At 71.6% G+C, this 13103-nt stretch carries 12 protein-coding genes and 1 pseudogene; 3 read left to right on the top strand and 10 right to left on the bottom strand.

All coding sequences use genetic code 11. The annotated features are described in order from the left end of the window. A pseudogene (locus B9S58_RS08480) lies at positions 1–533 on the bottom strand (hypothetical protein); the annotation flags it as partial. Positions 534–730: 197 nt separating this feature from the next. Beyond that, positions 731–4498, bottom strand: a complete 3768-nt coding sequence (locus B9S58_RS08475) for a S8 family peptidase (protein ID WP_103531496.1) — start codon at positions 4496–4498, stop codon at positions 731–733. Between the two features lie 209 nt (positions 4499–4707). Between B9S58_RS08475 and B9S58_RS08470 the strand changes: the two genes are divergently transcribed. Both B9S58_RS08470 and B9S58_RS08465 read left to right on the top strand, forming a co-directional pair. Continuing rightward, positions 4708–5700, top strand: coding sequence for a LuxR family transcriptional regulator (locus B9S58_RS08470; protein WP_103531495.1), 993 nt, complete (start codon positions 4708–4710; stop codon positions 5698–5700). An 80-nt stretch (positions 5701–5780) separates the two neighbouring features. Continuing rightward, the gene (locus B9S58_RS08465) at positions 5781–6263 is read left to right on the top strand and encodes a DUF456 domain-containing protein (RefSeq protein ID WP_103531494.1); all 483 of its coding nucleotides are present in this window, start codon (positions 5781–5783) and stop codon (positions 6261–6263) included. 24 nt (positions 6264–6287) lie between these two features. On the opposite strand, the gene B9S58_RS08460 is transcribed toward B9S58_RS08465, so the two are convergent. Both B9S58_RS08460 and rsgA read right to left on the bottom strand, forming a co-directional pair. Continuing rightward, a complete protein-coding gene (locus B9S58_RS08460; protein ID WP_103531493.1) occupies positions 6288–7661 on the bottom strand; it encodes a DNA-3-methyladenine glycosylase 2 family protein in 1374 nt (457 codons plus the stop codon). A gap of 72 nt (positions 7662–7733) precedes the next feature. After that, positions 7734–8885 carry a ribosome small subunit-dependent GTPase A gene (gene rsgA / locus B9S58_RS08455; protein WP_103531492.1) on the bottom strand — a complete coding sequence of 384 codons (1152 nt, stop codon included), beginning with the start codon at positions 8883–8885 and terminating at the stop codon, positions 7734–7736. Positions 8886–9259: 374 nt separating this feature from the next. Here rsgA and B9S58_RS08450 point away from each other — a divergent pair, with 374 nt between their 5' ends. Continuing rightward, positions 9260–9760: a DUF5949 family protein gene (locus tag B9S58_RS08450; RefSeq protein WP_103531491.1), complete on the top strand. Its 501-nt coding sequence runs from the start codon at positions 9260–9262 to the stop codon at positions 9758–9760. 153 nt (positions 9761–9913) lie between these two features. On the opposite strand, the gene B9S58_RS08445 is transcribed toward B9S58_RS08450, so the two are convergent. From B9S58_RS08445 to B9S58_RS08420, 6 genes are all read right to left on the bottom strand, one after another. After that, positions 9914–10321 carry a rodlin gene (locus B9S58_RS08445; protein WP_103531490.1) on the bottom strand — a complete coding sequence of 136 codons (408 nt, stop codon included), beginning with the start codon at positions 10319–10321 and terminating at the stop codon, positions 9914–9916. Positions 10322–10439: 118 nt separating this feature from the next. Continuing rightward, a complete protein-coding gene (locus tag B9S58_RS38835; RefSeq protein WP_103531489.1) occupies positions 10440–10661 on the bottom strand; it encodes a hypothetical protein in 222 nt (73 codons plus the stop codon). A gap of 188 nt (positions 10662–10849) precedes the next feature. Continuing rightward, positions 10850–11260 carry a rodlin gene (locus tag B9S58_RS08435; RefSeq protein WP_103531488.1) on the bottom strand — a complete coding sequence of 137 codons (411 nt, stop codon included), beginning with the start codon at positions 11258–11260 and terminating at the stop codon, positions 10850–10852. Between the two features lie 68 nt (positions 11261–11328). Continuing rightward, the gene (locus B9S58_RS08430; protein WP_103531487.1) at positions 11329–11619 is read right to left on the bottom strand and encodes a hypothetical protein; all 291 of its coding nucleotides are present in this window, start codon (positions 11617–11619) and stop codon (positions 11329–11331) included. Positions 11620–11884: 265 nt separating this feature from the next. Next, a complete protein-coding gene (locus B9S58_RS08425) occupies positions 11885–12118 on the bottom strand; it encodes a chaplin (protein WP_103531486.1) in 234 nt (77 codons plus the stop codon). Positions 12119–12411: 293 nt separating this feature from the next. Beyond that, the gene (locus B9S58_RS08420; protein ID WP_103531485.1) at positions 12412–12813 is read right to left on the bottom strand and encodes a rodlin; all 402 of its coding nucleotides are present in this window, start codon (positions 12811–12813) and stop codon (positions 12412–12414) included. Between the last annotated feature and the right edge of the window lie 290 nt (positions 12814–13103).

Below are 13103 nucleotides of genomic sequence, written 5' to 3'. Positions count from 1 at the left end.
GCCGAGCCCAGGTCCGCCGCCGAGCCCAGGCCCGCCGCCGGGACCGGATCCGCGTCCGCCGCCGGGGCCGGGACCGGGACCGGAGCCGCCGTCTGGGCCAGGTCCGCTGCCGCGTCCGGACCTGGGTCCGGGGCTGCCGCCGGTCCCGGGACCACTGCGGTGTCCGCGTCCGGGACCGGATCCGGGACCCGGTCCGGTTCCCGCTGTGCCACCACGGGCCGGCTCGGCTCCGGCGGCCGGTACGCATCCGTCGCGTACGGGACCTCGTAGTGGTCGGCTTGGTCGGCGTCCGCTTCCTCGTACCGGTCCGCGTACGGGTCCTCGTACGCCACCGCGTACGGGTCCCGGACGGTCTCGCACACGGTGTCCCGGTGGCCGTCCACCGGCCTGCTCACCGTGTTCGACACGGAGTCGAAGCGGTCGTCGAGGCTGTCGGCCGCAATGCTGGGACCCGTGTCCGGCGCGGTCTCGTCGTACAGCTTGCGCCACCAGTCGTCCTCGTGGGCGGCGGGCTTCTCCCCCTGTTGACTCATGCCCTTATTGTCCACCGCGGAGGCGGCCCGAAAACGGGACATCAGGAAAAAGTGGCCCGTAAACAGGTCCGCCGGGCTGCCCCACCCTCCACGGGAAGGACGCCCGGCGGACCGGTCGAAGTGATCGGCATGTCGGCGTTCCAGCCGTTCGTACGCTCAGCCGATCACCGGTTCGGCGGCCCGGCGGGCGGGCCGCTTCAGCGCACGACGTAGGCGTCGTTGACGGTCTGGACGACGGAGTTGCCGTTCGCGTCGCTCAGTTCCGTCCGCAGGGTGACGGACTTCCCGGTCGCGTCCGCGTGGCCGACGGTCGCGGTCCAGCGGCCGTTCTGCCGCGCGGTGGTGGCCGTGTGCCAGGTCTCGCCGTCGTCGTAGCTGAAGGAGACCTTCGCACCGGTGAGCTTGCCGGGGGTGTATCCGGCGTGCCCGGTCGCGCCGAGCCCGATCATCTGGCCGTTCTCCGCGGGCAGGGTCTTCATCGCGTCCGACGGCACGTCGTAGCGCGGGAAGAGCAGCGGGAGACCCTGCGACTCCACATCCGGCTTCCGCTCGGAACGGAACGCCCAGGTGGTCTCCGTCCGTGTGGACCGCTTCCAGACCTCGGCGGGCGAGCCGATCTTCGTGGTCATCATGGTGAGTTCGTACGCCGCGTCCTCGGCGGGCACGGCGAAGGCGCCGAACGGATAGCCGCTCTGGCCGACGAGTTCACCCCCACGCTTGAGCCGCATGTTGCCGATGTCACCGAACGAACTCTGCTGGCCGATGTGTTCGGAGTCGGTCATGAACGCCGGGGCGACGCCGATCACATTGTCCCGGCGCTCACCGGCGAGCAGTTCCACACCTTCGGCGTCGCGCGGGGCGCCGGGGACCAGCAGGCCCCGGTACCACTCCTCCGTCGTGGCCCGACCTGCTTTGTACGTACGGGCGCTGCCCGTCATCAGCTCGCCCCAGGGGAAGCTGGAGGAGAGCATCTTCTGCCAGACGGTGTCCCCCGCCGTGTAGTACTCGGTGCGTTTTCCGGGGGCGGCGACCACGGCGAGCGAGGACGCGCCGAAGCTCGCGCCGTAGGGGCGGGAGACCAGCAGCGTGTCGACGAAGTCGGCGGCCACGCCCATGGATTCATGAGTGGAGACGACCGAGCCGAGCTTCCTGTCACGGACCTTGTAGGTACGGTCCGAGGTGATCCGCCCCTTCTCCGGGAACGACAGGTTGTAGACGAACGGGCTCACGGCCGTGGCCGTCCAGGAGACCTCCGCCCTCCCCTTGCCGAGGGCCTTCCGCAGCACGGCGGCCTCGTCCGCCCGCAGTCCGAGAACCGGAAGGGGCGCCGCCCCGTAGCCGATGGACGGCTTCCAGGCGCCGGCCGAGGGACGGTGCACCAGGAGTGCCGTCGCCCCGGCTGCCCGCGCGGCCCGCGCCTGGGCCAGGACGCCCGCGGAGTCGTCGCCGACCTTCACCAGGGCGATCCGGCCCTTCGCTCCGGCGGCCTCCAGTTCAGCGGCGCTGCCCGCTCCGGCGTCGACGACCTCGGCCCGGCCGACGCCGTCCAGGTTGACCGAGCCCGTGGTGGCGGGCCGGGGGTGCAGGGCCGCGCCGCCGACCAGGGAGAACTTCTGGATCTGCGGGGCGTAGGCACGCCAGAAGGAGGCGAACTCGAAGTCCCCGTCACGCGCCTTGCCCTGGACGTCGACCAGGTAGTCCTTGATCAGCTCATTGCCGGCGATGGACCCGGAGTGCAGCCAGGTGTCGTCCCAGGAGCGCCCGAACGCGAGGGTCGCGCCGCGTGTCTCGGCGGCCTTGTCCTCGGTCCGCACCTTCAGACGGTGCGCCTCGCGGGCGTCCAGGACGAGGGTGGTGTCCTTGGTGACGTTCAGCTGGGGGCGCGCCAGATAGCCGAGAGAGCCCACGAGTCGGCCCGTCGCGCCAGCGGTGTCGGGCGAGGCGATGAAACTGGAGACGAAGTACGCGCCGGGCCGGACCTGGTAGGTCTGGTCGTTGGCGCCCTCGTTGAAGCGGCGTTCGCCGGATGCGTTGTCGGTGCCGATGAGGTCGACCGAGGAGGCGCCGTCGGCGGGCTTGCCGGTGCGGTCGACGAGCTTGACGCGCAGGGTGACGGTCTCCGGCGCGACGTACAGGGAGAACGGGGTGGAGACCGTCACTCCCCCGGAGGCCCTGGCGAGGACGCGGCCGGTGACGTCGCCGTACTGGGCGGCGGTCAGCCGGGCGTCGGGGTCGAGAGCGGGGGGGACCTCGATGGTCTCCCCAGCCGGCACGGTGACGGACTTCCGGCCGAGCGGGGCGACCTTGGACCCGATGGCCGAGCCGTCGTTGCCGGTGACGCCCGCGACCTTCAGCGAGAGCGCGACCGGCTTGCCGCTCGTGTTGGTGTAGGGCACGGCGACCGTGGTGCGGTCGCTCTTGTCCTGCGGCCAGTTGAAGGTGCCGCCCTGCACGGCGGGCGCGCCGAGTACGGGCGTACGGATCGCGCGGTCGACGTCGAGACGGCCTCCTCCGGTCTCGCGCACATCGCCGGGGACGGCGCTCTGCGCCGAGGAGACGAGGGCCGCCTTGATCTGCTGGGCGGTCCACTCGGGGTGACGCTGCTTCACCACGGCCGCGGCACCCGCGACATGCGGGGTCGCCATCGACGTACCGGACATGGACCGGTACGCCTGTGAGCCCCGGCCGCCCGCAGCGGCGGCGGAGATGGCGACGCCGGGCGCGGCGATCTCGGGCTTGAGGGTGTGCGAGCCGATCGCGGGGCCTCGGCTGGAGAAGTTCGCCGTGGAGTCGTCGCGGTCGACCGCTCCCACGGTGAGCACACCGGGTGCGCAGCCGGGTGATGAGACGGTGTTCAGGGACGGGCCGAGGTTTCCGGCGGCGACGACGAAGAGGGTGTCCTTGTTCTTGCCGAGCTCTTCGGCGGCCAGGCTCATCGGGTCGGTGCAGTCGGTGGGTTCCGCGCTGCCGAGGCTCATGGAGACGACGTCGGCCTTGTTGTCGACGGCCCACTGCATGCCCGCGATGATCCAGGAGGCGGCGCCGGATCCGCTGTCGTTGAGGACCTTGCCGACCATCAGGTCGGCGCCGGGCGCCACGCCCTTGTTCTTCCCGTCGCTCGCTGCGCCGGAGCCGCCGACGGTGGACGCGACGTGGGTGCCGTGGCCCCGGCGGTCGTCGGTGCTGTCGGAGTCGGTGAAGTTCTCCGAGGCGGTGACCCGGCCCTGGAGGTCGGGGTGTTCGGCGTCGGCCCCGGTGTCCAGGACGGCGACCTTGGCGCCGGTGCCGTCGTAGCCGGCGGCCCGGGCGAGGTCCGCGCCGACCTGTTTCGTCGACTTGTCGAGACTGGCCTGAACCTTGCGGTCGAGCCAGAGCTTCTTGAGACCGGAGCCCGACCTGGAGCGGGAGGCGGTGAGGTCGGCCCAGAAGTCGGCGGCCCGCTTCTTGTCGGCCTTCAGCGCGATTCCGCCGATGACGTCGAGGGCCGCTCCGCGCTCGGCCCCGCGCGGGGTGAGAGGGGCGCGGCGGGCGGTGTCGCCGGTGTAGGTGGCGATCAGCGGGACGGAGTCGGTGCGGCTGTCGTCGTGGCCCTGGCGGATGAGCCCGGTGACGTTGAACAGTTCCTCGTCCACGGTGTCCGCGGCGAGCGCGGGGACGGCGGACTCGGGGTATACGTACAGGTCCGCGCCGGACTGCCGGGTCTGGACGAGGGGGACGGTGCCGTCCTCGCGGGGCAGGACGGTGGCGGCGGACGCGCCCGAGGCGTCCGTGGTCACCAGCACGGTGTCGCCGGTGACGAGCGTCAGCGTGACGGGCTTCGTGGCCGTGGCGGCGGCCGGAGTGCCGGTGATCGGTCTCGGTGCGTCGCGTCCGCCCGGTGGCGCTGCCACGGACGGTGCGACGACGGTGACGGCAAGCACGGCGGCGGTCGCCGCTCCGAGTGCCGTACGCGATATCGGGCGCATCGCTCTCCCCAGGTCAATCCGGATCAAAGCAGCCCAAGAGACTGCATCTCAGAGGTTGTTGGTGCTGCGGTGGCGCCACAGTGTCAGAGGGGCCAGGGGTACAGGGGATGATGTGCGCGGCGGGTTTACGCCGTGGCCCTTTCCCGCCACCCGGGACCCGCCGCGAGGGCGCCGTGATGCGCGATCACCACATCCGGGGAGGTCGGAGAATGCTGGGGGCCATAGGTCTCGACGAGAGACAGGAAGCCGCGTACCGCGCGCTCGTCGCGGCGGGAGCCGCGGAGCTCACCGATCTCGCGCACCGGCTGGCGCTGTCCGACGCGGACGCCGAACGCGTACTGCGACGTCTGGAGCAGCACGGTCTGGCCGCCCAGTCCTCGGCCCGGCCGGGCCGCTGGGTGGCCGCGCCGCCCGGGGTGGCGCTGGGCGCGCTGCTGATCCAGCAGCGGCACGAGCTGGAGCAGGCGGAGCTGGCGTCCGCGCTGCTCGCCGAGGAGTACCGGGCCGAGGCGAGCGAACCGGCGGTGCACGACCTGGTGGAGGTGGTGACGGGGGCGAGCGCCGTCGCGCAGCGCTTCCACCAGCTGCAGCTGGGGGCGGCGTCCGAGGTCTGCGCCCTGGTGACGGGGAAGCCGATCGCGGTGACCGGGATGGAGAACGAGTCGGAGGAGCGGGCCACCTCGCGCGGGGTGAGTTACCGGGTGGTGGTGGAGCGCGAGGTGCTGTCGATGCCGTTCGGGATCCTGGAGCTGTCGGCGGCGCTGAGCCGGGACGAGCAGTGCCGGGTGGTGGACCGGGTGCCGACGAAGCTGGTGATCGCCGACGGAAGCCTCGCGATGGTCCCGCTGACCGGCCGCGGCGAGGAGCCCGCCGCCCTGGTCGTGCACGCCAGCGGTCTGCTGGAGTCACTGATGGGCCTCTTCGAGGCGGTGTGGCGGGAGGCGATGCCGTTGCGGCTGGGCGAGGGCGGCGGCGGGGTGCGCGAGGACGGGGCCGGGCCGGACCCGACGGACCTGGAGATCCTCTCGCTGCTGCTGGCGGGGCTGACGGATGCCAGTGTGGCCAAGCAGCTGGATCTGGGGCTGCGGACCGTGCAGCGCCGGGTCAAGGGCCTGATGGAGCTGACCGGGGTCTCGACGCGGCTCCAGCTGGGCTGGCACGCGTACGAGCGTGGCTGGGTGGCCCGTACCGAATCGGCCTGAGGTGGCATCGGCGCAGGTCGCCGCGGGTGGCCGGGATGCCCTGACGGGCGGAGCGGGCCACTCTCCGGCAGGCTGGTCAGATGAGTGTGTGGCTGCTCGTCGCCGTGGGCCTGGTCATGCTGCTGGGTCTGGTCGGGGTGCTGGTGCCGGGCGTGCCGGGTCAGGCGATCGTCTGGGCGGCGGTGCTGTGGTGGGCGCTGACGGACGTGACGCCGGCCGCCTGGGGTGTCCTGATCGGCGCGACGGCGCTGATGCTGCTGAACCAGGCCCTCAAACCGCTGCTGCCGCCGCGTCGCCCGGGTGAGTCGGGGGCGCCCCACCGGACCTTGATGATCGGCGGGGTCGCGGGGATCGTGGGCTTCTTCGTGGTGCCCGTGGTGGGCGGGATCCTCGGGTACGTGGGGGCCATCTTCGGCGCGGAGCGGCTGCGTCTCGGCAGTCGCGGCGCGGGCTGGGCCTCGGTGCGCTCGGTGATGCGGGCGACGGGCTACGCGGTGCTGGTGGAGCTGTTCTGCTGCCTGCTGGCGGCGGGGGCCTGGCTGGGCGTGGTGCTCTGGGCCTGACCGGGGCGCACCCGTCGGCCGGAGTCAGCCCGGGACAGCCGCTCCCGCCGTTTCCAGGTGGCGTACGGCGTAGGACCGCCAGGGCCGCCACCGCTGTGCGCCCGGCGTTCCGTACGGGTCCACGTCGGGATCGCCGAGTGCCCGCATCCGGATCAGGGCGGCGGTGCGCCGGCCGATCCCGGGCAGCGTCAGCAGCGTCCGTTCCGCCTCGTCCCGGTCGGCCCCGGCGTCCAGCCGCAGCCGGCCGTCGGCGAGCGCGGTGGCCAGGTCCGCGAGCGCCGGGTCCTCGGCGGAACCGGCGAGCGCGTCCGGCTCCGGGAACACATGGGTGAGCCCGCCGCACGGCACGTCCAGCGTCTTCCCGTACCGCTCGACCAGGTCCCCGGCGTCCGCGTGCCCCACCAGGGTCCGTACGGCGACCTCCTCCGGGTCGGCCGCGCCCGGCGAGCGCAGCCCGGGGCGGGCGGCGACCAGCGGGGCGAGCCGGGGGTCGGCGGCCAGCGCCTCGTCCACGGCGTACGGATCGGCGTCCAGGTCGAGCAGGCGGCGCACCCGCTGGACGGCGGTGGTCAGGTCGCGCAGGTCGGTGAGCTGGATCCGGGCCTCCAGCCAGGGGCCGCCGGGCGACGCCTCGTCGACCGCGACGAGCCCCGTCCCGTACGGCAGGCGGAGGGTGCGCCGGTAGGTGCGGTGACCGGGCCGGCCCACCACCTCCTCGATCCGGACGACCGCCTCGGCGGCCAGCAGGTCGAACAGAGCGGCGGCGGCGTACGGGCCCCGATGGGCGAGCCGCAGCGGGATGCCGGCCCGCATCCCCTCGCGGCGTCCGCCGCCGAGCCCCGTACCGGCCTCGGTGCGCAGGGCGCTGGGGGTGCGGGCGTAGATCTGCCGGATGGTGTCGTTGAACTGCCGGACACTGGCGAACCCGGCGGCGAAGGCGATGTCGGTGACCGGCAGCCCGGTGGTCTGGAGGAGCACCCGGGCAGTGTGGGAGCGCTGGGCCCGGGCGAGGGCGACGGGCCCCGCGCCCAGCTCGGCGTTGAGCTGGCGCTGGACCTGCCGGGCGCTGTAGCCGAGCCGTCCGGCGAGCCCGGGGACGCCTTCACGGTCCACGACGCCGTCGCCGATCAGCCGCATGGCCCGGCCGACGACGTCCGCGCGGACGTTCCACTCGGCGGAGCCGGGCACCGCGTCCGGGCGGCAGCGGCGGCAGGCCCGGAAGCCACCCGCCTGGGCCGCCGCGGCGGTGGGGTAGAAGCGCACGTTGGCGCGTTTGGGGGTGACGGCGGGGCAGCTCGGCCGGCAGTAGATGCCGGTGGTCACGACGGCGAAGAAGAACGCGCCGTCGAACCGTGCGTCACGGCTGCTCACCGCCTCGTACCTGGTCCGTTCGTCCATCACACCGTCCAGTGTGCGGCAGCCGGGGCCGCCGCACTCGCGGAATTCGGACGTCGAGCCGGGCCGCCCCGGCTACCGCACCCGGCCGCGCTTGGCCTGCACGGCCGCGCGCCCCTCCGCGCCCTTGCGCTTCCAGTCCCGGCGGATCTCGGCACGCATCCGGGCATCGGTCTTGGCGGCGATCCGCTGGTTCTCGCGGATCAGCTTGCGGTAGCTGTCGAGCCGCCGCTCGGCCAGGACTCCGTCCGCCAGTGCCCCGAGGACGGCGCACCCCGGCTCCGCCTTGTGGGCGCAGTCGTGGAACCGGCACCGCCCGGCCAGCTCCTCGATCTCGGAGAACACCTCGCCGACCCCGGTCGTGGCGTCGAAGAGGCCGACCCCGCGGAGGCCGGGGGTGTCGATGAGGACACCCCCGTGCGGCAGGAGCAGGAGGTTGCGGGTCGTGGTGGTGTGCCGGCCCTTGCCGTCGACGTCACGGGCGGCCCGCACCTCCATCACGTCCATGCCCAGCAGGGTGTTGGCCAGGGTGGACTTGCCCGCTCCGGAGATCCCGAGCAGCACGCACGTGCCGCCGGAGACGACGGCCCCGAGAACGTCGAGCCCCTCGCCCGTGGTGGAGCTGACGGGCAGCACCTGGATACCGGGGGCGATCGCCTCGATGTCCTGGACCAGGTGGGACACGGTGACCGCGTCGGGCACCAGGTCCGCCTTGGTCAGCAGCACGATCGGCTCCGGGCGGTGGCCCGTGTCGTGGCCGTCGCCGAGCAGCGCGGCGCCGCTGGAGCTGGACAGGGCGAGCGTGAGGAAGCGCTCCAGGCGGCCGAGGTCCAGCTCGACGGCGAGCGAGACACAGATGGCGATGTGGTCGATGTTGGTGGCGAGCACCTGGCCCTCGGACCGTTCCGAGGAGCTGGAGCGGACGAAAGCGGTGCGGCGGGGCAGCAGCGTACGGACGAACAGCGGGTCGCCGTCCGGGTCGAGCGCCACCCAGTCGCCGGTGCAGACGATCCGCATCGGGTCACGGGGCACCACGAACGCGGTGTCGGCGCGTACGGGGCCGTCAGCGGTGATCACGTCGCACTGACCGCGGTCCACCCGCACGACCCGCCCCGGCACGAACCCCTGCTCGGCGTACGGGGAGAAAGCAGCCGCCCAGTCCTCGTCCCAGCCGTACGGAGCCAGCGGGTGCGAGGGGGAGGGAGCGGAGAGAGAAGAGAAAGACAAGGGAAACCCTTCACAGGGTGGCCCCGGCACGCGCGCTCGGCGCGGGAAAATGAGTGAAGTGGTTCAGCCGGTGGCCACGGGGATGAGGACGATGCTCTTCCGGTTGTGGGCAGTGCCCATCGCAACGACAGTCATCAATGTCCTCACCTCCTGGTTCCTCAGGGTTCCGCGCCGCACGCGTCACTGCGGCGTGCGGACAGTGGTCACATTAGCCCGGCCCCCGGGAGCGGCGTCAACAGCTTTTCCGCGCACCTCCGATGGAGGCATCCGTGGAACGGCCGCACCGGGGTGTTCGCCGGAGTTACCCATAGATCTCCCTCGATCGAGTGATACGCATGCATAGCACCCGGTCCGTGACCGTTAGGGTGCCGAGCATGACCACACCCCAGGCCTCCACCGGCACGTTCACACAAGCCCAGTTGGGCACGCAGATCCTGATCGGCTGGAGCGGCCGGCAGCCCGACGCCGACCAGGACACCGCCTTCCTCCTCGCCTATTCGCTGGGCGACGGGCAGGACGGCCCGGAAGTCGGCCGCGATGCCATGCGCGCCGCGCTGGAGCGCGCGGGCCTCCACGTCGGCGGCCCGATCCAGGACGCGGCCGAGACCCCGGGCATCCAGGCGAAGCTCCTCGTCCAGGCAGGGCGGGCCGTCCTGACACTGCCTCACCTCACGGCGCAGTACCCCGCCCCCGCGGAGTGGCTGGCCGCCGCCCAGGCGCAGGGTCAGGTGTATGGAATGTTCGCCACCATCCCGTGGCCGGAAGCCCTTCCCGGACAACCGGTCAGCGAGGACCAGCTGCGGGCCTTCGCCACCGACGAGGAGGTCGTCCGCACCGCCGCTCACTGTCTGCTCCCGGTCCGCACCCTGGGCTGAGCGGCAACCCCGCCGCCCCGCACACACGACGAGGCCCACCACCCCCGTGGAGTGGTGGGCCTCGCCCGTGCGGCCGTGCGCGCGTACCGCCGTACGGCGAAACGAGGACGGGCGGCCCGGAGTGTGATCTCCGGACCGCCCGCGCTCGGTAGGTCAGTTGTTGCCGACACCGTTGCCCGAGAGGACCGGGATGTCGTCCAGGATGTGCGACAGCGGCTCGTCGCCCTTGGCCTGGGTGGAGTTGTCGGCGCACTGCTGGTTCTGCGGGTTGGACAGGACGTTGATGTCCTGGACCGCGATCGGCACGACGCCGACGAGCGAACCGACGTTGGCCTTGAGCGGCAGACCGACGCAGAGCTTGTTCAGGGTGCCCTGAACGAGCTGGTTCTGCGGGCTCCAGTCGCCCTTGGTCGTGGCGTTGCCGACCTCCGACTCGGCACCGTTGCCGTTGACCGTGGTGGTGCCACCGTCGTTGCCGATCGCCATGGCCGTGGGAGCCGCGGCCGCGGACAGACCGAGCAGGGACACGGCCACTGCAGCGCCGGCCATCATCTTCTTCATCAACTTCACCTTTCGGAGCGTCCCGTTGTGGAACGTACTGATCAACTGCCCCCACCCCTGATCGGTTGCGCAGTACCACTCAAATGGGTTCGTTACGGCGCAAGGTCGACGCCACTGCTCAGTTCCCACGGGCCTCAGAGCCAGGGACCTCGTCCGAAGTGCGCGCCGCCGGCACGAAACCGGCGCCGTGGCGGGGGGCGGGGGGCGGGGGCGGTTCTGCGAGGGGGTGACTGCCTCCGGCCGCCCGCCACTCGGCGACGAGCCGGTCGTAGATCGGTGTGCCGCTCGGCGCGGGCCACCGCTCTCCGCTCTGCGAGGTCTGACTGTCGTACGGATCCATACGGAGGCCCTACCCGGCCCGGCACGGATCGTCAGCCGGGGCTACGGCATCCGGTCCAACGGGATGCCCCGACCGGCGGCACCGGCACACGTCGAAGGGCCAGTCCGGCCGGTCCGGCGAAGAACGGTCGCCGTACGGATGGACTGGCCCCACGCGGGTCAGGCGGTGCGGAGCGGAGCTACCCGGTCTCAGTTGTTGCCGGCGCCGTTGCCGGAGAGGATCGGGATGTCGTTCAGGATGTGCGACAGGGCCTCGTCACCCTTGGCCTGGGTGGAGTTCTCGGTGCACTGCTGGTTCTGCGGGGAGGACAGGACATTGATGTCCTGGACCGCGATCGGCACGAGACCGACGAGCGAACCGAGGTTCGCCTTGGCCGGCAGAGCGATGCAGGGCTTGTTGAGCGAACCCTGGACGAGCGCGAACTGCGGGCTCCAGTCACCGTGGGTCTCGGAGTTGCCGTAGGCCTGCGAAGCACCGTTGCCATTGACCGTGGTGGTGCCGCCGTCATTGGCGATGGCCATGGCGGACGGGGCGGCAGCGGCGGAGGCGCCGACGACCGAGGCGGCGACAGCGGCCGAGGCCATGATCTTCTTGAACATGATGGAGCCCTTCTGGGGAGTGATGCGGATCGGTGAAGGAACCAGGGGGAACGGTCGTGCCGCGGCGGTCAGCCGCCGAGGGGAACTCCACCGAGCAGCGGTGCGGCACCCTCCGCCGCACCGGTTGCCTGGCCCGCCAGCTTGCCGACCGTGCCGTCCTTCGAGACCGTCTCAGTGGTCTCGGCGACCGTGTCCACCACCGGGTCCACGACCTGCGGGGCACTGGCCATCACCTGGTTGAGGCCACTGTCGAGGCTGAAGTTGGGGGCCGTGGGGGTAGTAGCGGCGAAGGCGGGAGCGGCCGTTCCGAGGGCAGCCACGGAACCGGCAACGAGGGCGGCGGTCTTCGCGTACTTCACTTTTCTGGTTCCCTTCTACGCGGCGTCTGCTTCGGTCACGTTTCCGTGCCGCACACAAGCTCTCTTTACCTGTGACTTCTGCCGCTTTCTCCCTGACCAACGATCAGGCCGCTTTCGGGAAACTGTGGGGCGACGATTTTCTCCGGCACCGTCGACGGATCCGGTCGGCGAAACCGGACCGCGAAAAGGCCCCGGACGGCGGATGCCTGGCGGATGCCGTCCGGGGCCCACCGGCAACGGGCACTGGGCCCTGCCGGTCAGGGGGTCACTTGTTGATGCAGGTGTTGCCGAAGGCCGGGTTCAGCGCACCGGCCAAGTTGACGGTGTTGCCGCAGACGTTGACCGGAATGTGGATCGGGGCCTGGAGGATGTTGCCCGACAGTACGCCCGGGGAGTGCGCGGCAATGGCCTCGGCACCCGAGTCGGCCATGGCGGGCGCGGCCGTGCCCATCGCCATGAGCGTGCCCGCGGCGACTGCGGCAACCTTGGTGTACTTCACTTTTCGTCCCTTTCCTCGGCGGAGTCCGGTGCGGTCACGGCTGTCGTGCCCGCCCGAGCCGGGTCCTGATCGCTCGCGACTCCGGCGCTGTCCTACGTAACGATGAGCACCCGGGATCGGAACTGTTCGGCGGGTGAATTTCTGGATATCCGCCCGAATGCCGCAATGCCCGGCGGGCGGTCCAGCGGAGGACGCTGGCGAGGAACCCGTGCCCCCGTCCCGGGAAAGCAACGGGCCCGAGCCGCTCGGTGGAGGAACGCCGAGGGCTCGGGCCCGAGTAGGGCGGCTGCGCGTCAGTTGTTGCCGGCGCCGTTGCCGGAGAGGATCGGGATGTCCTCCAGGATGTGCGACAGGGCCTCGTCACCCTTGGCCTGGGTGGAGTTCTCGGTGCACTGCTGGTTCTGCGGGGAGGACAGGACATTGATGTCCTGGACCGCGATCGGCACGAGACCGACGAGCGAACCGAGGTTCGCCTTGGCCGGCAGAGCGATGCAGGGCTTGTTGAGCGAACCCTGGACGAGCGCGAACTGCGGGCTCCAGTCACCGTGGGTCTCGGAGTTGCCGTAGGCCTGCGAAGCACCGTTGCCATTGACCGTGGTGGTGCCGCCGTCATTGGCGATGGCCATGGCCTGCGTCGCGCCGAGGCCGAGAATGGAGGCGGCGGCAGCGCCGGTAGCCAGAACCTTCTTGATCACGATTAGCCCTTCTCGCACTGGTTGCCCCGTAGGCGGAGCCCCCTGGTCAACTCACCACCCGGCGTTTGGTTCCGCCCATTCACCCGAATGCCGGACACGAGGCGTGACCTCCACCTCCGTCGCACGGCCGCCTGTCCCTTCGTGAAGAAATGGCGTACTGCCCCTCCGACCCCCGTTTCGCCCGAACGGGTGGGCGAGGCTCGATGACCCTGACGCCACGACGCGTCCCGGGAGGGCTTTTACCCCCGGTCAACACCAGCAGCGGGCAACAAAGTTGGGAGCGAATCGTT

This window comes from Streptomyces sp. SM11, from assembly GCF_002910905.1.
Lineage (GTDB): Bacteria > Actinomycetota > Actinomycetes > Streptomycetales > Streptomycetaceae > Streptomyces.
This window is presented reverse-complemented; position numbering and strand designations above follow the sequence as displayed.